Annotated in this window: 19 protein-coding genes; 9 read left to right on the top strand and 10 right to left on the bottom strand. The window is 69.5% G+C overall.

Going from position 1 to position 20,651, the window contains the following annotated elements; translation table 11 throughout:
- Nucleotides 1-80: 80 nt before the first annotated feature.
- Nucleotides 81-932, bottom strand: coding sequence for a S1C family serine protease (locus tag ACP59X_RS01930; RefSeq protein WP_428564278.1), 852 nt, complete (start codon nucleotides 930-932; stop codon nucleotides 81-83).
- 602 nt (nucleotides 933-1,534) lie between these two features.
- Between ACP59X_RS01930 and ACP59X_RS01925 the strand changes: the two genes are divergently transcribed.
- Nucleotides 1,535-2,956: an SLC13 family permease gene (locus tag ACP59X_RS01925; RefSeq protein WP_428564275.1), complete on the top strand. Its 1,422-nt coding sequence runs from the start codon at nucleotides 1,535-1,537 to the stop codon at nucleotides 2,954-2,956.
- Here ACP59X_RS01925 and ACP59X_RS01920 read toward each other — a convergent pair.
- Nucleotides 2,920-3,975 carry a diguanylate cyclase domain-containing protein gene (locus tag ACP59X_RS01920; RefSeq protein ID WP_428564270.1) on the bottom strand — a complete coding sequence of 352 codons (1,056 nt, stop codon included), beginning with the start codon at nucleotides 3,973-3,975 and terminating at the stop codon, nucleotides 2,920-2,922. The two genes, ACP59X_RS01925 and ACP59X_RS01920, sit on opposite strands and share 37 nt — an antisense overlap.
- Nucleotides 3,976-4,098: 123 nt before the next feature.
- Here ACP59X_RS01920 and ACP59X_RS01915 point away from each other — a divergent pair, with 123 nt between their 5' ends.
- Nucleotides 4,099-4,881 carry a hypothetical protein gene (locus tag ACP59X_RS01915; protein WP_428564267.1) on the top strand — a complete coding sequence of 261 codons (783 nt, stop codon included), beginning with the start codon at nucleotides 4,099-4,101 and terminating at the stop codon, nucleotides 4,879-4,881.
- A 67-nt stretch (nucleotides 4,882-4,948) separates the two neighbouring features.
- Here ACP59X_RS01915 and ACP59X_RS01910 read toward each other — a convergent pair whose 3' ends face one another.
- The gene (locus ACP59X_RS01910; RefSeq protein WP_428564264.1) at nucleotides 4,949-5,245 is read right to left on the bottom strand and encodes an SH3 domain-containing protein; all 297 of its coding nucleotides are present in this window, start codon (nucleotides 5,243-5,245) and stop codon (nucleotides 4,949-4,951) included.
- Nucleotides 5,246-5,353: 108 nt separating this feature from the next.
- Here ACP59X_RS01910 and ACP59X_RS01905 point away from each other — a divergent pair, with 108 nt between their 5' ends.
- Both ACP59X_RS01905 and glgB read left to right on the top strand, forming a co-directional pair.
- Nucleotides 5,354-6,190: an MBL fold metallo-hydrolase gene (locus tag ACP59X_RS01905; RefSeq protein WP_428564261.1), complete on the top strand. Its 837-nt coding sequence runs from the start codon at nucleotides 5,354-5,356 to the stop codon at nucleotides 6,188-6,190.
- Nucleotides 6,191-6,380: 190 nt separating this feature from the next.
- Nucleotides 6,381-8,306: a 1,4-alpha-glucan branching protein GlgB gene (gene glgB, locus ACP59X_RS01900; RefSeq protein ID WP_428569788.1), complete on the top strand. Its 1,926-nt coding sequence runs from the start codon at nucleotides 6,381-6,383 to the stop codon at nucleotides 8,304-8,306.
- 638 nt (nucleotides 8,307-8,944) lie between these two features.
- Here the strand turns inward: glgB and ACP59X_RS01895 are convergent.
- Complete coding sequence (locus tag ACP59X_RS01895) at nucleotides 8,945-9,604, bottom strand: HAD family hydrolase (RefSeq protein WP_428564258.1); 660 nt, start codon at nucleotides 9,602-9,604, stop codon at nucleotides 8,945-8,947.
- 121 nt (nucleotides 9,605-9,725) lie between these two features.
- Between ACP59X_RS01895 and ACP59X_RS01890 the strand changes: the two genes are divergently transcribed.
- Nucleotides 9,726-10,922 carry a geranylgeranyl reductase family protein gene (locus ACP59X_RS01890; protein WP_428564255.1) on the top strand — a complete coding sequence of 399 codons (1,197 nt, stop codon included), beginning with the start codon at nucleotides 9,726-9,728 and terminating at the stop codon, nucleotides 10,920-10,922.
- A gap of 601 nt (nucleotides 10,923-11,523) precedes the next feature.
- On the opposite strand, the gene ACP59X_RS01885 is transcribed toward ACP59X_RS01890, so the two are convergent.
- The gene (locus tag ACP59X_RS01885) at nucleotides 11,524-12,186 is read right to left on the bottom strand and encodes a class I SAM-dependent methyltransferase (RefSeq protein ID WP_428564252.1); all 663 of its coding nucleotides are present in this window, start codon (nucleotides 12,184-12,186) and stop codon (nucleotides 11,524-11,526) included.
- Nucleotides 12,183-13,691 (bottom strand): 4-alpha-glucanotransferase, encoded by a 1,509-nt coding sequence (gene malQ, locus ACP59X_RS01880; RefSeq protein WP_428564249.1) that lies wholly within the window; start codon nucleotides 13,689-13,691, stop codon nucleotides 12,183-12,185. The genes ACP59X_RS01885 and malQ overlap by 4 nt, the downstream gene beginning before the upstream one ends.
- A gap of 317 nt (nucleotides 13,692-14,008) precedes the next feature.
- Between malQ and ACP59X_RS01875 the strand changes: the two genes are divergently transcribed.
- The 3 genes from ACP59X_RS01875 (at nucleotide 14,009) to ACP59X_RS01865 (ending at nucleotide 16,561) form a co-directional block, all read left to right on the top strand.
- Complete coding sequence (locus tag ACP59X_RS01875) at nucleotides 14,009-15,424, top strand: AAA-type ATPase lid domain-containing protein (protein ID WP_428564246.1); 1,416 nt, start codon at nucleotides 14,009-14,011, stop codon at nucleotides 15,422-15,424.
- A 41-nt stretch (nucleotides 15,425-15,465) separates the two neighbouring features.
- Nucleotides 15,466-15,699 (top strand): hypothetical protein, encoded by a 234-nt coding sequence (locus ACP59X_RS01870; RefSeq protein ID WP_428564243.1) that lies wholly within the window; start codon nucleotides 15,466-15,468, stop codon nucleotides 15,697-15,699.
- Nucleotides 15,700-15,817: 118 nt separating this feature from the next.
- Entirely contained in the window at nucleotides 15,818-16,561 is a 744-nt protein-coding gene (locus ACP59X_RS01865; protein WP_428564240.1) for a hypothetical protein, read from the top strand.
- A 16-nt stretch (nucleotides 16,562-16,577) separates the two neighbouring features.
- Here ACP59X_RS01865 and ACP59X_RS01860 read toward each other — a convergent pair whose 3' ends face one another.
- Nucleotides 16,578-16,925, bottom strand: a complete 348-nt coding sequence (locus tag ACP59X_RS01860; RefSeq protein WP_428564237.1) for a helix-turn-helix transcriptional regulator — start codon at nucleotides 16,923-16,925, stop codon at nucleotides 16,578-16,580.
- 87 nt (nucleotides 16,926-17,012) lie between these two features.
- On the opposite strand from ACP59X_RS01860, the gene ACP59X_RS01855 reads away from it, so the two are divergent.
- Nucleotides 17,013-17,216, top strand: a complete 204-nt coding sequence (locus ACP59X_RS01855; RefSeq protein WP_342465397.1) for a hypothetical protein — start codon at nucleotides 17,013-17,015, stop codon at nucleotides 17,214-17,216.
- A 553-nt stretch (nucleotides 17,217-17,769) separates the two neighbouring features.
- Here the strand turns inward: ACP59X_RS01855 and ACP59X_RS01850 are convergent.
- From ACP59X_RS01850 to ACP59X_RS01840, 3 genes are all read right to left on the bottom strand, one after another.
- Nucleotides 17,770-18,621, bottom strand: coding sequence for an amino acid kinase family protein (locus tag ACP59X_RS01850; protein WP_428569785.1), 852 nt, complete (start codon nucleotides 18,619-18,621; stop codon nucleotides 17,770-17,772).
- Between the two features lie 108 nt (nucleotides 18,622-18,729).
- Entirely contained in the window at nucleotides 18,730-19,707 is a 978-nt protein-coding gene (locus ACP59X_RS01845; protein WP_428564233.1) for a 4Fe-4S binding protein, read from the bottom strand.
- Between the two features lie 355 nt (nucleotides 19,708-20,062).
- Nucleotides 20,063-20,437: a response regulator gene (locus ACP59X_RS01840; protein ID WP_428564230.1), complete on the bottom strand. Its 375-nt coding sequence runs from the start codon at nucleotides 20,435-20,437 to the stop codon at nucleotides 20,063-20,065.
- Between the last annotated feature and the right edge of the window lie 214 nt (nucleotides 20,438-20,651).

Below are 20,651 nucleotides of genomic sequence, written 5' to 3'. Positions count from 1 at the left end.
ACAAGCTTGGCAACGCACCGCAAGCCCCGCGCAGCGGACCCTGGCCCGGTGAAGCGACGGCCGAGAAGGCCCTGTCGTGGCTATCGCCGGCAGGGCTGGCACTGGCACAGCCGGTTGGTGAGCATGATCGCGTCATTGCACGTGCACAGCTTGATCAGGCTGCCGGCACTGTTTTCGTAGATACGGGAGGCATAGTTCCGGCATCCGGGCAGGCTGGTGTCGACGCCGGCGAAATCCACGTCCACGGAACCGGAGACGCCGCCGGACGGTGCCGCGTCGCGCGACAGTTCGCTGTCCGCCACGGTGACGTAGTCGGCCTGGGCCGTTTCCCCGGCCTTTTGCAGCAGGCGTTGGACACGGTCCGAGGGAATGGCGAAATTGAGGTTTTGCGAATCCGCGCGCTGGGCCACCACCACGCCCACCACCTCCCCCTGCATGGTGAACACCGGCGACCCGCTGGAGCCGGGCGAGACGGCGATGGAAATCTGCATCCGGCCGTCCTTGCGCTTCTGGCTGAGCATGCCGTTGGTGATGGTCTTCTCGTAGCCCTGGGGCGACCCGATGGCGAAGAGTTCGGCCCCCGGGGAAACGCTGTCGTAGTCGCCCAGGCGCACGGGCTTTCCGGGCTTGGCGGCAAGCAGGATGACCAGGTCGTTGGCGGCATCCACGGCCACCACGGACGGTGCGGCCGTGCCGCCGTCCGCGTAATTGCTGTAATACGTGATGGAACGGCTGCCGCGAACGACATGCAGGTTGGTGACGATGAAATGCGGCGCCACATAAAAGCCCGTCCCGATTTTGCTGCCGGCGCGGATGGTGACCACCGAGGCTTCGTTGGCCTGGAACAAGGTGCTCAAATCCGAGGCTTGCAGGCAGCCCGGCCACAGGCACACCACCAGCAACGCTCCCAGCACCTTCCGGATCGCTTTCATGCCCATCCCGATCTCCGCTGGCAAGCGACCAGTTCCAGGCCAGGCGGCTCGCCCTTGCCCGGCCAAGCCGCCCGCGCTTGCGACGCCACGGTCGCCCACCCTTTCCGGCCGGCCAATCACCTTGGCCGGCGGCCCCAAGCGCCTTTCCGTTCTGTCACAGGTGCGCCGGCTTCGCAATCACACCCCGCCCCTGCCCGTCCCCGGCGCCGCGCCGGCAAACCCTCGCCCCGGCCGTGGCCGCCCGTGGCGGCAGGCCCCGCCGGCCACCGCCCCGTGCCGCCACCGGCCGCCTTGGCTTGCCGCAACCGCCGAGGGACAATGCTGCTATTTACATCTAGCTGTATTTTACACTATACATCTTTCGACAGCCGTCAGGAGGCCTTGCCATGGCATCGAAGCACCCTGATCGTTCCCGGCCCGCGCCGGCGTTATGGCCCCTGTCCCCGGCCCCCTGCCCCGGATACGCAGCGGCGCGCGGCATCCGCCCGCCGGCCCTGGCGCCCCAGGCCGGCCAGCGGCAAGCCATCCCCTGCGGGTGCGACTCTTGAGGCCGTTTTCAGGCAACGCCCTGCCACTGCTCAAAAACGAATCCCGAGGCTGCCATGCAACGAACCGCACCCGACACCCCCGGCCGTCCACCGGCCTTCCTTTCCCTGGCCCCGCGCCAGGGCATCGCCCTGGCGGCGATCCTCGCGGCCGGCGTGGCCCTGCCCTTGGTGCCGGCGCCGCCGCAGTCCCTGGCCCGGCCGGCCATCGTCGTCCTTTTGGGCATCGGGCTTTGGACCACGGGCTGGCTGCCGGAGTGGCTGACCGCCCTGGTCTTTTTTTCCCTGTGCATGATGGGCAAGGCGGCCCCACCGGCCGACGTGTTCGCCGGCTTCGCCTCCTCGGCCACCTGGCTGGTGCTTTCCGGCGCGGCCATCGGCCTGGCTATCCAGCACACCGGCCTCGGCGTGCGCCTGGCTTCGGGGCTGGCCCCGCGCATCGGCCGGTCGTTTCCCCGGGCCGTGATCGTGGTGACACTGTTCGGCCTGGCCCTGACCTTCGCCATGCCCTCGGCCATGGGCCGGGTCATGCTGCTGCTCCCCATCCTCACCGCCCTGGCCGACCGGCTCGGCTACCGGCCGGGCAGCAAAGGCCGCCGGGGCGTGCTCCTGGCCGGCATCTTCGGCACCTACCTGCCGGCCTTCGCCGTGCTTCCGGCCAACATCCCCAACACCGTCTTCATGGGCACGGTCGAAGCCGCCTTGGGCGCGCCGCTGCGCTACGGCGCCTACCTGCTCCTGCACTTTCCGGTCCTGGGGCTGGCCAAGGCCGCGCTGCTCGTCCCCCTGCTCATCGCAGCCTACCGCGACACGCCCCAGTTGGAACCGAACCCGGCCGGGGCACCCGTCGGCAAGGCCTCGGCCCGGGAAATCCATCTGGCCGTGGTGTTGGTGCTCGCCGTGGGGCTGTGGGCCACGGACGCCTGGCACGGCATCCCGGCGGCCTGGATCGGCATGCTGGTCGCGGTCTGGTGCCTGTTTCCGGGAAGCGGGCTGACCGGGAAAAACCCCTTCAGCGCCCTGAAGTTCGAGCCGATCTTCTATGTGGCCGGCATTGTCAGCCTGGGCGCGGTGGCCGACCACAGCGGCCTGGGCAGGCGGGTCGCGAACGGAGCCCTGGCCGTGCTGCCCTTTGCCCACGACAGCCCGGCGCGCACCTTCGGCCTGCTTGCCGGGCTGTCCACCCTGGTGGGGCTGGTGGTGACGCTGCCGGGCGTGCCCCCGGTCATGACCTCGCTGACGGGCACCCTGGCCACGGCCACCGGCTGGTCCCCCCAGGCCGTGGCCATGACCCAGGTCCTGGGCTTTTCCACGGTCATCCTGCCTTATCAGGCCCCGCCCCTGGTCGTGGCCATCCAGTCCGGCGGCCTGGCGGCCGGGGACGTGGCCCGGCTGTGCCTGGTCACGGCCGCCCTGACCATGGCCGTGCTGTGGCCGGTCGATTACGCCTGGTGGTCGCTGCTGGGCTGGGCCGGCTGAGGCTCGGGCAGGGAGCCGGCCAGGCGCCAGGCGTTGCGCCCGGCGTTTTTGGCGGCGTACATGGCCGCGTCGGCCAGGCGCAGCAGGTCTCCGGCCCGGCTGGCGTCGTCGGGGAAAAGGGCCACGCCCACGCTCGCCCCCAGAACGGCCCGCTGGCCCTGGACGAGGAACGGCGCACGCATGGCCGCCACCAGCTTGCCGGCGATGAGGCTGGCATTGGCCACGTCGCCCACGCCCGGGGTCAAAGCCACGAATTCGTCGCCGCCGAGCCTGGCCACGGTGTCGCTGCGGCGCACGCAGGCCGACAGCCGCCGGGCCGCCTCCACCAGGACCCGGTCGCCGGCCTCGTGCCCGAAGGCGTCGTTGACCGCCTTGAACCGGTCGAGGTCGATGAAATAGACCGCCGCCTTTTCCCCGGACCGTTCGGCCAGGTGCAGCGTCTGGCGCAGGCGGTCCATGTAGAGGGCCCGGTTGGGCAGGCCGGTGAGGCCGTCGTGCAGCGACATGCGGGTGATGAGCTCCTCGGCCCGCCGCCGCTCGGTGACGTCGTTGATGATGCCGTCGTAGGAGACGACGGCGCCCGAGGCGTCGTGGTGGACGACCGGGGTGTTGCGCACGTAGCGGATGGAGCCGTCCTTGTGGAGGATGCGGTGTTCCAGGGGGGCGGGGTCACCGGCCATGACCCGGGCGGCGTGGGCGACCACGGCCGGCCGGTCCTCTTCCGGGACCATGGCCAGCCACAGCATGGGGTTGTCCCGGTATTCCTCGGCGGCGTAGCCGGTGACGGCCAGGCAGTTGGGGCCGTGGACCGTGGAGGCGGCCAGCCCGTCGCGCACGGCCACGGTGTAGACATAGTCGGTGACGCTTTCCAGGAGCCGGCGGTAGCGGGCTTCGTTGCGGCGCAAGTCCCGCTCCGACTCCAGGCACTGGGCGTGCAGCTCCTCGAGTTCGGCGATGCGGCGGGTAAGCGCCGCGACCTCGGCCGCAAGCCGCTGCTTGGTGCGGGTTTCGCTTGGCATGGGGCACACACCTCGTCCCCAGGCTAGCCCAAAGCGCCCCGGTTGTCATGGCATCCTTGCCTTGCCAAGTGCACAGCCACAGGATACCAGCGGACAGGATCAACCCGAGCCGGGGAGCGAGCCATGGCCGTTGGAAGCGACTACGCCGACGATCTCAAGCAGGAACTGCTGACGGAAATGGCGGACAACTTCTTCTCCCGCCGCCGCCGCCTGGACGAGCGGCTGGAAGCCTTCGCCGCCCAGCGCGACAAGGTCGCCCGCCAGGGCCAGCTGGCCCTGGCCCGGTGGCGGGCCTTCCGGGCGCTTTTGCTGGGGGGGCAGCGGGCCGACGCCTTCCTGGCCGGCCTGGGCTTCGATGTGGCCGCCCTGGCCGCCTTCGCGGACACAGGCGCCTTGCGGCCGCGCATCCGCACCGCCCTTGGCCTGACCACGGCCGGCCGCTACCGACGCACCGTGCGCAACGCCTACGAGGACCTGCGCCGGGAGCTGGAACTCTACAACGACGGGACCTACGTGCCCGATCCCCGCGACCCGCGCCGCAAGGCCCGCGTCCCGGGCTTGGGCCGCCTGCTGGAAACGGTCGCCCAGCTCAACGCCGAGATCGCCTCGGTCAACTCCTGCCAGTGCCCCTCGGACATGCTGCGCTTCACCAAGTCCCTGGACCCCCAACTCCAGGAACAGGAGCACACGTGCGGCGGGGTGGGCGACGCCTGCCGCCTGGACAACGACCTGGCTTATGCCTGCCTGGACGCCTCCTGCCTCGGCGTTCCGATCCTGCCCACGCCGCCGCCTCTGGACGACCTCATCGACCGCCTCGACGAACTGGCCGACGCCCTGTGCCGGGACGATCCGGCCGGCGTCAAAGCGGCCCTGGCGGCGGGAAGCGGGGACGAGGCGACCGCCTGACGCGGCCGCCGCCCCAACCCGGGACGGCGACGCGGCCGGCGGCCGGGAACCGGGGCCGGGCGCCCCGTTACGGCATGCGCAGGTAGCGGGCGTCCATCCAGCCGGTCACGCCGGAATCGGACACCACGATGCGCGCCCAGCCGTTCTGGTATTCGTACACGCGCAGCCCCTGGCCGCGGTAGACCACGGTGCGCACCTCGCACTGGGGCGACGGGCAGACCCGCACGTTGACCGAATCGGCGCCGACAACCCGGATGTAGCCGGCCGGGGGCGGCGGCGTCAGGTCGATGGACACGCTGCACCCCACGACAAGGACGGACAACAGCAGGAGCAGGCCGCAGACGCTTCGCAATGTTCCGTTCATGGTTCCCCCTTGGGCAAGGCTTGGCGAACTTTCCGTTTTCATGCCCGACCAGGCATGCTTTGTCCAGGATTTCCTTGACTTTTTCCCGGTTTATGACCACATGCGGCCATGCGGCTGACCGTTCTCGTGGACAACAACACCCTCACCGACCGCTACCTGCTGGGCGAGCCGGGGCTTTCGCTGCTGCTGCGCGACGGCGGCCGCCGGGTGCTGTTCGATTGCGGCTATTCCGACGTGCTGTGCGTCAACGCCGGCCGCCTGGGCCTGGACCTCGGCGCCCTGGACGTGGTGGCCCTGTCCCACGGCCACCTGGACCACACCTGGGGCCTGGCCCATCTGGTCACCCTTTTCACCAACCGGGCCACCGAAGGCCGCCCGCCCGGCCGGCCGCTGCTGGTGGCCCATCCCGAGGCCTTCGCCCAAAGGCGCTTAAACGGCCTGACCATCGGCTCCATGGTGCGCGAGGCCACACTCGGCGACCATTTCACCCCGCGCCTGACCCGGGAGCCGCTGCGGCTGACGGATTGGCTCTTTTTCCTGGGCGAAATCCCCCGCCAGTTCCCCTTCGAGGAGGCCCCGCCCGTGGGCGTGCGCCTGACCGAACACGGCACCACGCCCGACACCCTGCCCGACGACACCGCCCTGGCCTATCTCGGCGAGGAGGGCCTGGTCATCGTCACGGGCTGCTCCCACGCCGGCATCTGCAACATCGTGGCCCACGCCCGCGAGGTCACGGGCGAAACCCGGCTGGCGGCCATCGTCGGCGGATTGCATCTCCACGACGCCTCCCCGGACCGGGTCCTGGCCGTGACCGACTGGCTGGCCGAGGCCGGCGTGTGCGCCCTCTACCCCTGCCACTGCACGGGGCTGACCGCCAAGCTGTCCCTGGCCGCCAGGCTCCCCGTCCACGAGGTGGGCGTCGGGCTGACCCTGACCTTCTCCTAGCTTGCCGCCCCTTGAAAAGACGCGCGTATTTTCAAATAAAAATTTATTATTCTCGTGCGTTATCTCTGAAAAATGTCTAGGCTCCCTTCGAGGACGCGACACCGGGCGGCATTTGCCCGAAGAAACCCTTTTGATTATGCCTTCCGCCAAGGCCGGCCCGCCAGGCGGCCGGTTCAAGGAGCGCCTGACCATGTGGGACGCCAAGCCACCCCGCCACGACGTATCCAGGCTGACCGAACACGACGTCTACCTCTTCAAGCAGGGCAACCATTTCGACCTGCCCGACAAGCTCGGTTCCCGCCCCATGGCCGTGGAGGGCGAAGACGGCGTGCATTTCGCCGTCTGGGCACCCAACGCCAAGTCCGTGTCCGTGGTGGGGGATTTCAACGACTGGGAGCCCGGCCGCCACCGCCTGGCCGTGCGCCACGACGCCTCGGGCATCCACGAAGGCTTCGTCCCGGGCCTGGGCACCGGCGCGCGCTACAAATACCACATCCACTCGGCCGTGGGCGACTACCGGGCCGACAAGGGCGACCCCTACGCCTTCTACTGGGAGACCTCGCCGAGCACGGCCTCCATCGTCTGGGACCTGGGCTACGACTGGGGAGATGGGGGCTGGATGGCGGCGCGCCACGAAAAAAACGGCTTTTCCGCGCCCATTTCCATCTACGAGGTCCACCTGGGCTCGTTTCGGCGCGTGCACGAGGACCGCTACCGGTCCCTGTCCTACCGCGAACTGGCCGACAGCCTCACCGAGCACGTCTTGCGGGCCGGGTTTACCCACGTGGAATTCCTGCCCGTCATGGAGCACCCCTTCTTCGGCTCCTGGGGCTACCAGACGCTCGGGTATTTCGCCCCGACCAGCCGCTTCGGCACGCCCCAGGACTTCATGGCGCTCATCGACCGGCTGCACCAAAACGGCATCGGCGTGGTCCTCGACTGGGTGCCCTCCCATTTCCCCACCGACGGCCACGGGCTGTCCTTTTTCGACGGCACCCACCTCTACGAGCACGCCGACCCCAAAAAAGGCTACCACCCGGACTGGAACTGCTACATCTTCAACACCGGCCGGTTCGAGGTCCGGGCCTTCCTCATCTCCAGCGCCCTGTTCTGGCTTGGCCGCTACCACGTGGACGCCTTGCGCGTGGATGCCGTGGCCTCCATGCTCTACCTCGACTATTCCCGGCGCGAGGGGGAATGGATTCCCAACATCCACGGCGGGCACGAGAACCTGGACAACATCGACTTCCTGCGGCGGCTCAACGAAATGGTCTACACCCGCTTCCCCGGCACGGAAACCATGGCCGAGGAATCGACCTCCTGGCCCATGGTCTCCCGGCCGCCCTACCTGGGGGGCCTGGGCTTCGGCATGAAATGGAACATGGGCTGGATGCACGACACGCTGCACTATTTTTCCCGCGACCCCATTTTCCGCAAATACCACCACGGCGAACTGACCTTCAGTATCTGGTACGCCTTCTCGGAAAACTTCGTGCTGGCCCTGTCCCACGACGAGGTCGTCTACGGCAAGAAGAGCCTGCTTTCCAAGATGCCCGGCGACGACTGGCGGCGCTTCGCCAACCTGCGCCTTCTTTACGGCTACATGTTCGGCCATCCGGGCAAGAAGCTCCTGTTCATGGGCGGCGAGTTCGGCCAGTGGCAGGAGTGGAACCACGACGCCGAGCCCCAGTGGGAACTGCTCGACAGCCCGCCGCATCAGGGCATCCTCCAGTGGGTGGCCGACCTCAACCACCTCTACCGTGCCCAGACGGCCCTGTGCGAGCGCGATTTCAAGGCCGAGGGCTTCGAGTGGATCGACTACCGCGACGCCGAAGCCAGCGTCCTGGCCTTTTTGCGCCGGGGCAAGCGCCACGACGACGTGGTGCTCGTCGCGCTCAATTTCACGCCCGTGCCCCGCGAAGGCTACCGCATCGGCGTGCCCATCCCGGGCCTGTGGACGGAGCTTTTAAACAGCGACGCCAAGATCTACGGCGGCTCGGGCCTCGGCAACGCCGGCGCGGTCATGGCCGAGGAGATCGAAAGCTTCGACCACCCCTTCTCCCTGACCCTGACCCTGCCCCCCCTGGCCGCCGTCTTTCTGTGCCCGGCGCGGTGACGCTGACGGTAGGGTGAGGGTAAGGGTCAAGGGAAGGGAAAGAAGCAGGGGGAGTGGTAGGGGCAGGGGGAAAAGCCTCCGGCGGGCAGGGCGCTGCCCCTGCACCCCGCCAGGCGGGGCGTTGCCCCTCCTGGACCTCCCCACTGGGGGGCGTCACGCCCCCCAGGCCCCCCGTCCGGCTCAGGCGGGCGGGAGAGGCGCCCGTCACTGGGAGACGGGACGCGCCCGGCGCGAAGATGCGAGGCCGCAATGGCGCCTTCGCTGCCGCCGCTGTCGCGGCAGGCTCGAAGGCGCCATTGCGGCCTCGCCCAGCCGTCGGCCCTTCGGGCCGAGTTCTTGGAATATTGCTTTGAAACCTCTTCAAGAGGCATTCAAAGGACTCTTTTCTTCAAATGCGGCGCTTCGCCGCTGGCGCCCGTGGTCGCGCAATCGTCCCGGGCGAGCTGGCCGGCTTTGCGGCCTGCACCGCCCGGGGCGATTGCGCGACCACCACGGCCGACGCTCCGCCGCCCGCCGTTCCCGACCACGCCTCCACCCGCCTCTGCCCCGTCGGGGGGGACCGGGGGGGATCATCCCCCCCGGCCGCCGGAGGCATTCTTCCCCCACCTCCCCCCGCGCTCCCGCACTCCCGCGTCCCGCTACAGCATCGCCACCAGCGCGCCGACGTCCGGGGCGAGGTAGTCCGGCTGGTGGCCGGCCAGTTCCTCGAGAGAGGTGCGGCCGCTGGCCACGCCGGCCGTACGCGCCCCGGCGGCCCGGCCCGTGGCGATGTCCATGGGATGGTCGCCGACCATGAGCGACCGCTCGGGCCGCGCCCCCAGAACCCGCAGGGCGCCCAGCAGGTGGCGCGGGTCGGGCTTGACGCGGCTGGCGTCGTCGCGGGCGACCAGAACCCCGGCATAGTCGGTCAGGTCGGGAAAGACCGCCAGCACCGCCGCCCGGCAGTTGCGGGTGATGACCCCGACCTTGACGCCGGCCCGGGCCAGGCGGGTGAGCGCCGCGCGCGTGGACGGGAAAAGCCTGGCCTCGGCGGCGGCGGCGATCTCCTGCTCCCGGATGCCCATGGCCACGTCCCGGGTGAAGGCCGCCACCGCCTCGGGGGAAATCGCGGCGATGCGCCCGGCCAGCCGGCCGGCGTATTCCAGGGCCGGCAGGCCGTCGGCCGGCGGCACCTCGGCCAGGTGCCCGGCGGCGAAACGGGCCACCATGTCCTTCATGGCGGAAAAATCGATGACCAGTTCGGCCAGGGTACCGTCGAAATCGAAAACCACGGCGTCGAGGGGGATGCGGTGCGTCACGGGCAACAAGCCTTGGTTGCGCATTGCCCCGGGGGCGGGCAGCGGTTATGGTCCGGGGTATCGTTAGCCGGCAGGCCCCCCGATGGCAACCCGGCGCAACCTCTAGCCGCAACCATTCCTCATGACCGAAACCCATGACGTCGTCATCGTCGGCGCCGGCCCCGCCGGGTCCACCGCCGCTCATGTGCTGGCCCAAAAGGGCGTCTCCGTCCTGGTCCTCGACAAGGCCGCCTTCCCCCGCGACAAGCTGTGCGCCGGTCTGCTCACCTGGAAGGCCGTGGACGTGCTGGAGCGCGTCTTCGCCGAGACCGCCGAGGGCCTGCTGGCCACGGGCGTGTTCAACGCCGCCGTGGCCGGCTACCGCATCCGCTTCCGCGACCGCACCATCGCCGCCGGCGAGACCTTCTACCCTTTCCATTTCACCGCCCGCCGGGTCTTCGACAAGCACCTGCTCGACCGGGCGGTCAAGGCCGGGGCCGACGTGCGCCAAGACGCCCGCGTTGCGGCCGTGGACCCGGCCTCGGGCCTGGTGCGCCTGGCCGACGGCCGGGAATTTCGCGGCCGTTTCGTCATCGGCGCCGACGGCGTGGCCAGCCTCGTGCGCGCCGCCTGCCCCTTCGACCGGACCGCCTGGAAGGCCGGGCTCGGCGGGGCCATGGAGTTCTCCCTGCCCCGCGACGACGCCCTGCTTTCGGGCCGGGTCCACCAGGACCTCCACGCCCCCTGCCCCACGGTCTACGCCGGCTTTCTGCGGGCCGGCTACGGCTGGGTGTTTCCCCACGCGGACAGGCTGGTCATCGGCATCGGCGGCCACATCGCCCGTCATGCCAAGGATTTCAGGGCCATGTTCCGCGAGTTCGTGACCTTTCTGGGGCTGCCCGGGGAACTGGCCGACCGGGCCAAGGGGCACGGCCTGCCCTACGGCAACTATATCGAGCGGCCCTGGCACGGCCGGGTGCTGCTGGCCGGCGACGCGGCCGGGCTGGTGGAGACACTTTTCGGCGAGGGCATCTACTACGCCCTGCGCAGCGGCGAACTGGCCGGCCAGGCCGCCCTGGCGGCGCTTACGCGCGGCGCCGACCCGGCCGCCGTCTACGGCCAGGGGCTAAAGCGCGACATCCTGCCCGAGCTTGTCTGGTCGCGCAAACTGCGGCGCCTGCTTTACGCCAGCCAGTCCTGGGGCTTCATGCCGCTTCTGTGTTTCGTGCGCGGCGGCGGCAGGCTCCTTGGCGAGATGGTCCACGGCGTGCGTTCCTACCGCTTCCTGCTGCGCCGGGCCGCCGGCCCCCGGGCAAACGGCGGCCAGGGCGCCGGGTAGGCCGAGGCGAACGTCATGCGCCGGCTGCCCGTCCTTTTCGCCCTGCTGGCCCTGGTCCTGGCCCTTGGCGCCTGCGCCGGCGCGTCCAGGAAAAAGAGCCCGGCGCCGAAGCCCACGGGCTTCGCCTCGGCCGACGCCAAAAACGTCCACGACTTTCTGGTGAAATACCCGGCCGTGGTCATGGGTGGCGACGTCAAGGCCAATTTGCGCCTGTATGCCGACGGCGCCCGGATCGTGCCCCTGCTCGGCAACGCCGTGCGGCCCATCCGGGGCAGCGAACTGCCCCAGCGCCTGCCCGAGGTGCTGGAGGAGCAGCGCAAGGCCGGGCTGCGCATCCAGTTCCTGGAGCCCATGCAGATCGAGGCCAAAAACGAGAACGCCTCGGCCCATCTGGTGGCCAAGCTCAGCTGGCAGGAGCACGGCAAGCCGCGCCAGGCGGCCATGAACTGCTATTTCGCCCTGGTTCGCGACGAAAACCTGCTGTGGAAGATCAAGGAAGCCCATGCCGAGCCGGTGACGGCCGATTTCAACCTGCCGGCCAAACCGACGGCCAAAAAGCCCCTGCCGCCCCGCGACCCCAAGCTTCGGGGCAAACGCGTCATCAGGGGCGAGCCGCCGCCGTCCCCGCCGCCGGCGAACCCGGCGGAACCGGCGACACCAACAGGGCCGCCCGCCCCCCCAGACACGGACGCAACCGGGCAACCGGCCGGCCCGCCGCCCGAAAAAGGCCCACAACCCCTTTTCTAGCCAGGAAGTCCCGATAATTGCGGGAGTGTTCGGCCCCGGCCAGGCGCTCGGCCAGCCCGACCAGCAGGCCCATGGGCGAGGGGGGAAGCCCGGCCAGGTAGTCGGCCACCAGCACGTGCCCGCCCGGCCGGGTCACCCGGAACAGCTCGCCGAGCACGGCCAGGCGGTCGTCCGGGCCGTTTTCGTGCAGGGCGAAGGTGGTGACGGCCGCGTCGAAGGTCCCGTCGGCAAAGGCCAGCCGCCGGGCGTCCTGGCGGGCGACGGGTATCGGCAAGGACAGCCCGGCCCGACTCGCCCGGGCCAGCATGGCCGGGCTGGCGTCGACCCCCACGGCTTCAAGACCCGACCGGCGCAGCACCCCGACCAGGCGCCCCGTGCCGCAGCACACGTCGCACACCCGGCGCGCCCCGAGCCCGACCAGGGTGTCCCGGACCAGCCGTCGCACCGGATCGAGGAAGGCCGCCGTGACCGGATCGTAGAGCCCGGCCACGGCGGCGTAGGCGTCGCGGCGGGTCAATGGTTGCGGCCGAAAATTTCGGTCAGCCCACGCAACCGCTCGGCCAGGGCGTCCTCGAGCTGCTCGTCCGTCACTCGCCAGCCCCAGTTGCCCGCCGCCACGGACGGCATGTTCATGCGCGCCCCTTCGCCAAGGCCCAGCAGGTCCTGCATGGGGGTCACGGCCGTGGCCGCCGCGCTGCCCATGACCAGGCGGATGAGTTCCCAGGGGGCCTGCTCCGGGGCGACCTCCCGGCCGAGGTAGGCGAACAGCGCCTTGCGCCCCGCCTCGCCGGCCTCGCCCGAGCGCGCCCAGCCCAGGGTGGTGTTGTTGTCGTGGGTGCCGGTGTAGGCCACGCAGTTGCGCTCGTAGTTGTGGGGGGCGTCGCGGTTTTCGGCGATGCCCGGGCCGAAGGCGAACTGGAGGATCTTCATGCCCGGAAAGCCGAAGGCGGCCATGAGCTCGCGCACCTCGGCCGTGATGACGCCCAGGTCCTCGGCAATGAGCGGCAGCGCGGGAAAGCGCCGGCCCATGGCCTTGAACAGGGCCAAGCCCGGGGCCTTGACCCAGGTGCCGCGCACGGCCGTCTCCTCGGCGGCCGCGATCTCCCAATAGGCCTCGAAGCCCCGGAAGTGATCCAACCGGATGACGTCGTAGAGCTCCAGGTTGTGCCCCAGGCGCGTGAGCCACCAGGCAAAGGCGGTGCGCTCGTGGGCCGGCCAGTCGTAGACCGGGTTGCCCCAGCGCTGGCCGGTGCGGCTGAAGTAGTCCGGCGGCACGCCGGCCACGAACACGGGGTTTTTGCGGGCATCGAGCTTGAAGAGTTCCGGGCTGGCCCAGACGTCGGCGCTGTCTTGGGTCACGTAGATGGGCATGTCGCCGATCACCTGGATGTCGTTTTCGCGCAGATGCCGGCGCAGGGCCTGCCACTGGGAAAAGGCCAGGTACTGGGTGAAGCGGATGCGTTCCACCGCGTCGGCCAGGCGTTGCCGGGCGGCGGCCAGGGCCTCGGGCCGGCGGTCGCGCAGCTCGGCCGGCCAGTCGGCGAAGCCCTGGCCGCCGCGCTCGGCCTTGATGGCCCGAAACAGGGCATAGTCGTCGAGCCAGGCGGCCGCGACATGGCAAAAAACCTGAAAACCGGGGTGATCGGCCAGTTTTTCGCGGTTGCCCTCGAAGGCCCGGCGCAGCAGGCCGTCCTTGTAGGCCTCCACGGCCGGGTAATCGACCCGGGAGGGCGAGCCGGCCGGGCGGCCCGCCTCGATGTCCTGCGGCTCGATCCAGCCGTCGGCGGCCAGCTGTTCGGGGCTTATGAGCAGGGGGTTGATGGCAAAAGCCGAATCGGAGCTGTAGGGCGAGCTGCCGATAAACGACGAGGTCGGGGCCAGGGGCAATATCTGCCAGTAGGCCTGGGCGGCCCGGGCCAGGAAACGGGCGAAACGCCGCGCGCCCGGGCCGAAATCGCCGATGCCGCAGGGGGAAGGCAACGAGGTGATGTGCAACAGGACGCCGCTGGCTCTGCGCTGCATGAGGGAGTCTCCTTGACAAAAAAGGATGCCGGGGCCGACAGCCGCTTCCCGACGCGCAACCCGTCCCCGCAAGGCATTGGGACGCGTGCGTCCCCGGGCGGGCCGGCCGCGCCGCGGCCAGGCCGGGAAGATGGCGGACGGCGGGACAGCCCAGCCGTCCGCCTTCCCGGACCGGACCCGACTGTGGCAAACAACCGCCGTGCTGTCCATGCGCCCCGGGCCGCGACCAGGCGCGCCGCAACGGACCGGGCATTGACGCCGGGCGGGCAAACCTGGAACAAGAAGGCCCGACCGTCACCACAAAGGAAGAAACCGCCATGGATGTTTCCGTCGTCCAGCGTGCCCTGGCTTGCCTGGAACTGGCCCCGGACACCGGCCGTGGCCTCGATGGCCTGCTGGCGCGCCTGATGGAGGCCCTTTCCGGCCTGCCGGGCCTGACCTGCGCCGCCGTGGTCCTGGCCGACACGGACCATGCGCCGTCCATCCGGGCCCAGCTCGGCGCGCCGGACGTCGGCCTGCTGCTCGGGGCCGCCCTGGAGCGCGGCGAGGCCGGGGCCTGTCCCCGGGTCCTGCGCCGGGACGGCCGGGCGGACACGGCGGCCATGCTGGCCGCGCCCGTGTGCGCCGGCAGCGACATGCCCTGGGGCTGGCTTTTCGTGGACGGGCCGGTCGGCCCGCTCGATGCAGCGGCGTTGCGCCTGGTGGCCCTTTTGGCCGAAGCGGTGGCGGCCATGGTGCGCGTGGCGGCCCAGGGCCGGGATCGCAACCGCAGCCTGGCCCAGGAAGTCGCCTTCCTGCGCTCCAAGGTGTCGTTGCGCTACCACCATGTCTTTTCGACGGGGATAAGCCCCCTGCTGGACCCGCTGCGCGCCGCCGTGGACCGGGCCGCCCTGGCCGACGGATCGGTGGCCGTTCTGGGCGAGGACGGCAGCGGCCGGGGCGTGCTGGCCCGGCTCATCCACGAGCTTTCCCCCCGGGCGGTGCGGCTTTTCTCGGTCTTCGACGCGGCCGGGGCCCAGCAGGCCGCCTTGCGCCTGTTCGGCGGCTCCCGGGGCCTGGACAAGCCCGGCACGCCGGGGCTGCTCGAGGAGACCGACGGCGGGACGCTGTTGATCGAACAAGCCCACCGGCTGCCGCCCGAGGTCTGCGAACGGCTTTGCCGCTATCTGGCCGACGGCTCCTTCAACCGCCTGGGCGGCGGGCGCAACCGCTCAAGCCGCACCCGCGTCCTGTTCACGGCCCCGCCCCAGGGGCTGGGCTCCGAACTGGCCGCAACGCCAGCCCTGGCCGTCATCCGCGTCCCGAGCCTGCGCGAGCGGCCCGAGGACATCCCGGCCCTGCTCGACGACCTGCTGTCCCAGGAATCGGCCCGGGACGGCCGGCGCCTGTCGCTGACGCCCAAGGCCCTCAAAGCCCTGGAAGCCTACGACTGGCCGGGCAACATCCGCGAGTTGCGCGCTCTGGTCAGCCGCCTGGCCGTGACCGCGCCCGAAGACCGCATCGACATCGCCGACATCCCGACCGAAATGCTGGCCGAGGGCGAGCGGCCCCAGGTGCTGCCCGAGGACGCGGCCGAACTGCGCGACATGGAACGCCAGCAGGTCCTCAGTGCCCTGACGCGCCACAACTGGGTCCAGTCGCGGGCCGCCCGGGAACTCGGGTTGACCCTGCGCCAGATCGGCTACCGCATCCGCAAATACGGCCTGGCCCGGGAAGACGACGAGACCGCCTAGCCCGCGCCCGGCCCCGCATCGTTTGGTAACGGAGAAAGGACATGCCCCAGGGATTCAAGGACGTCGTGGACGTCGCCTGCAAACTGGCCGCCGTCGCCGCCCTGGCCGCGGCGGCCTACGGTTTTCTCGCCAATCGCGGCATCGGCCGCTACCAGTACATCGCCAACGGCGAACTGGAATACGTCATGGACACCACCACGGGCGTCATCTACCAGGGCGGCTTTTCCATGAACCACGTCACCGGCCAGGAAACCGGCGGCAAACCGAAAAAATAACCAGCCATGTCACTATTAACATAAGTTATTTATAATATTTGCGATTGTCTCCCCAAACACCCCCGTGGTATCGGAGCGCTTCGGGCGCGGCATCCCCGCCGACGCCACGGGAGGAACCATGAACGAAACGCGCGACGCCGCCATCCTGTACCTCGGCTTCGACGATACGGACACCAAGGCCTCGCCCAAAGGCACGGGCCGCACCATCCGCGACTTCTGCGCCGCACTGCCCGAAACCTACCGGCTGCGCGCCGTGTTGCGCCACCAGCTGCCCAAGCTTCCGGAGATTCCCTACACCAGCAACAACAGCTCGGCCTGCGCCATCCTGGAAACGGACGACCCGACCCTGGCCAAGCCGCTTTTCGAGGCGGCCGCCGCCTATCTGGCCGAAAACGCCCCCGACGGCAGCGACCCCGGGGTGTGCCTGGCCGTTTCCAGCGCCGTTGACGCCGGACTGGTCGATTTCGCCCTGTCCTGCAATGGCGGCCGGGTGAGCCAGCAGGCGGCCATGACGGCCGCAACCGGCGTGTTCCTGGCCGGCGTCGGCGGCACGAACGACGGCATCATCGGCGCCACGGCCGCCGTTGGCCTCACGCGCCACGGCTGGTGCGGCCGGTTCATCGAACTGGGCGACATGCGCCGCCTGCCCGAGACGGTGGCCGTGGCCGAACTCCAGCGCCGGGGCATCGAAGTGGTGTCCGTGGACCGCGACGCCCTGGTGCCCATGCCCGGTGATGCCATTGCCACGGGCGGCTGGCTGCGGCCGTCGCTGTGGGCCGGCCGGCCCGTGCTCCAGGTGCGCGCCCAGGGCCTGGGCCGCTGGACGGCGGCACTGGGCAAGCGCGACGGCAAGGCCGCCTGACGCGCCCGGACACCCCCTATTCCCGGTCCCGGTAGCGCTTGGCGAAGGCCGTAAGCGCTGCCGCCTGGCGCTCCATGTAGCCTACCCAGGCGTCGAGCACCTCGCGGCCTTCGTCCGTGACGGCGTAGACCCGCTTGGCCGGCCCGGAGCCGGTGGCATCCCACTGCGAGGATACCAAACCCTCCTCCTCCATCTGGCGCAAATGCCGGTAGATCATGCCCGGCGGCGCATCGCCCTTGAGAAATCCATACTCGGCAATATGTTGCAACAGCTCATAGCCATGGGACTTCCCGTCCAGCAAGGCCATGAGGATAGAGGGTTGCATGTAGCGGTCCGGTTTCCCGGGCCCAATTTTATCCGACATCGGGACTTCTCCTTGACATAGATGCTTATAGCACATATGTTTTGATCAACATCAATCAGGGCAAACCGCTCACCATGGAGGTGGACCGTGTCCCAGATTTTCGCGCGCGAGCGCCGCAAGATCGAAAAGGGCGAAAAAAAGCCCCGCTACCGCGTCGTCGCTGCCACGGGCGACATCAAATTCTTTGCCGAGCATATCCGCAAGCGCGAACTGGACGCTATCGCCCAGGCCATCGGCGCGCAAGTCGTCTACCTGCCCACCGACCCGGCCGGTGTCGGCGGCGAGAAGTAGACGCGGCGATAAAGCGGCAGACTGAAGAGGCAAGAGGCCTCCGGCGGCCGGGGGGGATGATCCCCCCCGGTCCCCCCCGACGGGGCGGGTGGAGGCGTGGTCGGGAACGGCGGGCGGCGGAGCGTCGGTCGTTGTGGTCGTGGAAATGGGCCGGCCGACACTGGCCGCAAAGCCGGCCAGCACGGCCGGCCCATTTCCACGACCACGGGCGCCAGCGGCGAAGCGCCGCATTTGAAGAGTGAAATATTCCCTTCCATCAGCCTTTAAAACCATTTCCGGACCTCGGCCCGAAGGGCCGACGGCTGGGCGAGGCCGGAATGGGGCCTTCGAGCCTGCCGCGACAGCGGCGGCATCGAAGGCCCCATCCCGGCCTCGCATCTTCGCACCGCGTACGCCAATCGTCCTGGTGACCGTCGCCGTTCCCGCCCACCTAAGCCGGACGGGGGGCCTGGGGGGCGTGACGCCCCCCAGTAGGGAGGTCCAGGAGGGGCAACGCCCCACCGGCGGGGTGCAGGGGCAGCGCCCCTGCCCGCCGGAGGCATCCCTTCGCCCGTCAATCCTTGTACACCACCGTGCCGACGTGTTCGCCGTCCAGGGCGGCCAGGATGTGTTCCGGGTGGCGCAGGGCGTCGATGATCTGGAACTCCTTGATGGTCTTGGCGTGTTTGAGGAAACGCAGCACGGGCCGTTCCACGATGAGGTCGTCGAGGTTGAGGGCGATGAGTTCGTCCACGGACAAGCGGCTGTAGAAATCGAGAGCCTCGCGGTCCTTGGCCTTTTTGGGGTCGTCGCTGTAGAGGCCCTTTTCGTCCTTGAGGTAGAGCAGCGACTTGGCCCCGATGTTTTCGGCCAAAAGGAAGGCGCCGCAGTCGGTGCGGTGCGGCGGGATGAGCCCTTCCTCGGCCGGGTGCTCGAAGAACCCGTAAGGCGGGATGCCCGGGGTGATGGGCAGGTAGCCGAGCTGGCAGAACATGGTCAGCTGTTCGAGGTGGTCGCCGTGGCCGATGCGCACGCCGCCGTGCTTGGACAGCAGCACGGAGAGGATCTCGGCGTTTTGCGAGGCCACCTTGTCGCCGAGCTTGGACAGCACACCCGTGGGCATGCCCAGTTCCAGGCCGATGTTGTAGATATGGCGGGCGCGCGTGCCGCCGCCGGTCATGAGGATGATCTTGTGTTTTTCCTTGGCCGTAAGCAGCACGTCGATGATCGGCAGCAAAGCCTTGGCCCCGCGGTCCATGATGGACTGCCCGCCGATCTTGAGCACGTTGACGTCGGGATGCATCCGGAAGACTTCCTGTCGCTCCATGCCCGACAGCAGCGCCCGGCTGACCAGCGATTCGCCCATGAGCGGCGAATCGATATGCAGCCGCCCGCCTTCCTGTTGTTCCTTGACCAGCTTGCCCATGGCGTCCCCCAGAAAAGTTTTTGCTAACATAGGTCGATGGGAAAGCTATATGCTCAAAGAGCATATCTGGCAAGAGACACTGACACGTTTTTTCTAAAATTCGTGTGATTACCCACCAAGGGCCATGGCGAACAGCCGGGCCAGCATGGCCGCCGGAAGGCGAGAGTCCCAATATCCCAGCACGTTGGCCGCAACGAACACCGCGCCAAAGACGGCGCAGGCCCCCACGGCCGTGAGCCACCAGGGCGCGCGAAAGCCCAGAAAACGGAACGCCACCGCCCGGGCCGACCGGGGACAGGCCACCACGCACGAGGCGCAGCCCGAGCAGGCCATGGGCCGCGCCCCGGCATCCAGGGGCAGGTCCACGGGGCAGGCCTTGCGGCAACGGCCGCAGCCCGTGCAGGCGGCGGCGTCCCGGGACAGGGCCGTGGGGCCGGCCTTGGCCAAAAGCCCGAGCAGGGCGCCGTAGGGGCACAGCCAGCGGCAAAACGACCCCCGAAACACCAGGCCCAGCATGGCGAGCACAGCCAGGACGACCAGCGCGGTCAGGCCTGGCCGCGTGAAAAAAAGGAGCATCCGGGCGTCGGCCGTGATGTTGTAGGACGAACGGGAGAAGGCGGCCACGGCGGCGGCGTCCATGGCGAAAAAGGTCGTGTAGAGGAAAAAGGCCAGCAGCAGGTATTTCGGCAGGCCCAGGGCGGCGTCGAGCCTGGCCGGCACGGACCGGGCCAGGCCCAGGCGTTGGCCGAACCGGCCCAGGCGCGTGGCCACGAATCCCACCGGGCAAACATGGCCGCAAAAGGCCTTGCGCAGGGCGAAGGCCATGGCCAGCGCCCCCAGGAAGATGGCCAGCCCGGCCGGATGCACCGGGTCCCAGGCGCCGGTCGTTGCGGCCACACGCGCCCCGAGCAGGGCGCTGATGGGCAAAAAGCCCTCCACCGCCGCCGGCCGGGCCGCCTCGGGGCCGGCCCCCAAGGCGTAGCGGCAAAAGCCGTAAAACCGCCAGCCGATGACCAGCGTGGACAGGAAAAAAAACCATTGGGGCAGCCGGGACAGGAACTTCGGATCGGATAAGCGCGACAACATCGGTGAAACTCTGGTGCGAGGCCGGGTTACGGGTTTGGGGAAACGCGTGCGGCAACATGGCCAGGCCTGACAGCGGCAACGGCTGGCGGCCCTTTAACGGGCGGTTTCGACCAGGATGTGCCGGATACGGTCATAGGGAAGGCGGCGCGGCGGGCAAGGCAGGGGCACGGGCACGGGCGAGGCAACGGCGCCTGGGGACCAGGCCTGTCCGGGGGATCGACCGACGAATCGTCTTCGGCGACACCGCGCGGGGGTGACCGGCGGGGTCGGCGAACCGACGCCGAGTGCCCTGGCGCCGGAAGGTGCGTCGGTTGGCCCCGGGTGCCGCTACGCCGCTCGTCCCCCCTGGCCGGGCTCAACCGCCGGCGGCGCCGGGCAGGATCTCCCGGATGGCCCGCCAGAGGTCCTCGGCGGTGAAGGGCTTGACCAGATAGCTGCTGACCCGGGCGGCGTCGGCTTCGGCGATGTTGCTGGCCAGGGCCTCGGCCGTGACCATGATGAACGGCGTATTGGCGTGGGTCGTCCCGCCGCGCACACAGCGCAGCAGATCGATGCCCTTCATGCGCGGCATGTTCCAATCGGAAATGATGCAGTCCACGGCATGGGCCGACAACAGCTCCAACGCCTGGCGGCCGTCGGCCGCCTCGAAGACCTCGGCCCCGTCCTGGGCAAGCATCTTGCGGATTATCCCCCGCATGACCTTGGAATCATCCACGACCAGGACCTTCAAACCGCGCTCCTTTCCCGTTGTCGCCCTCTGACACACCAGTCGCCCGCGTCATGCAACGGCTTTGCTTGAAGCTTTTTCCCTCAAAAAGCAAGCCCGGCCAGGGCCGCATGGCCAGGGGGCCCGGCCGTTGCCGGCAGCCCGCGCAAAGGCCCCGTCGGCAGCGGCGCCTCGCCTCGGCTCCTCGAAAGGAACCTGTGCGTTCCCAGGCCCAGCA

This window comes from Solidesulfovibrio sp. DCME (assembly GCF_049995385.1).
In the GTDB taxonomy this organism is placed as follows: domain Bacteria; phylum Desulfobacterota; class Desulfovibrionia; order Desulfovibrionales; family Desulfovibrionaceae; genus Solidesulfovibrio.
Note: the sequence above shows the minus strand (reverse complement) of the source record. Positions and strands in the feature narration are given on the sequence as shown.

Excerpts from the sequence above, each read along its gene's own strand:
- ACP59X_RS01915 (WP_428564267.1), top strand. The coding sequence starts at position 4,099 with ATGGCCGTTGGAAGCGACTACGCCGACGATCTCAAGCAGGAACTGCTG.
- malQ (WP_428564249.1), bottom strand. The coding sequence starts at position 13,691 with ATGCAGCGCAGAGCCAGCGGCGTCCTGTTGCACATCACCTCGTTGCCT.
- ACP59X_RS01870 (WP_428564243.1), top strand. The coding sequence starts at position 15,466 with ATGCCCCAGGGATTCAAGGACGTCGTGGACGTCGCCTGCAAACTGGCC.
- ACP59X_RS01930 (WP_428564278.1), bottom strand. The coding sequence starts at position 932 with ATGAAAGCGATCCGGAAGGTGCTGGGAGCGTTGCTGGTGGTGTGCCTG.
- ACP59X_RS01845 (WP_428564233.1), bottom strand. The coding sequence starts at position 19,707 with ATGTTGTCGCGCTTATCCGATCCGAAGTTCCTGTCCCGGCTGCCCCAA.
- ACP59X_RS01920 (WP_428564270.1), bottom strand. The coding sequence starts at position 3,975 with ATGCCAAGCGAAACCCGCACCAAGCAGCGGCTTGCGGCCGAGGTCGCG.
- glgB (WP_428569788.1), top strand. The coding sequence starts at position 6,381 with ATGTGGGACGCCAAGCCACCCCGCCACGACGTATCCAGGCTGACCGAA.
- ACP59X_RS01925 (WP_428564275.1), top strand. The coding sequence starts at position 1,535 with ATGCAACGAACCGCACCCGACACCCCCGGCCGTCCACCGGCCTTCCTT.
- ACP59X_RS01850 (WP_428569785.1), bottom strand. The coding sequence starts at position 18,621 with ATGGGCAAGCTGGTCAAGGAACAACAGGAAGGCGGGCGGCTGCATATC.
- ACP59X_RS01860 (WP_428564237.1), bottom strand. The coding sequence starts at position 16,925 with ATGTCGGATAAAATTGGGCCCGGGAAACCGGACCGCTACATGCAACCC.
- ACP59X_RS01910 (WP_428564264.1), bottom strand. The coding sequence starts at position 5,245 with ATGAACGGAACATTGCGAAGCGTCTGCGGCCTGCTCCTGCTGTTGTCC.
- ACP59X_RS01865 (WP_428564240.1), top strand. The coding sequence starts at position 15,818 with ATGAACGAAACGCGCGACGCCGCCATCCTGTACCTCGGCTTCGACGAT.
- ACP59X_RS01875 (WP_428564246.1), top strand. The coding sequence starts at position 14,009 with ATGGATGTTTCCGTCGTCCAGCGTGCCCTGGCTTGCCTGGAACTGGCC.
- ACP59X_RS01890 (WP_428564255.1), top strand. The coding sequence starts at position 9,726 with ATGACCGAAACCCATGACGTCGTCATCGTCGGCGCCGGCCCCGCCGGG.
- ACP59X_RS01905 (WP_428564261.1), top strand. The coding sequence starts at position 5,354 with ATGCGGCTGACCGTTCTCGTGGACAACAACACCCTCACCGACCGCTAC.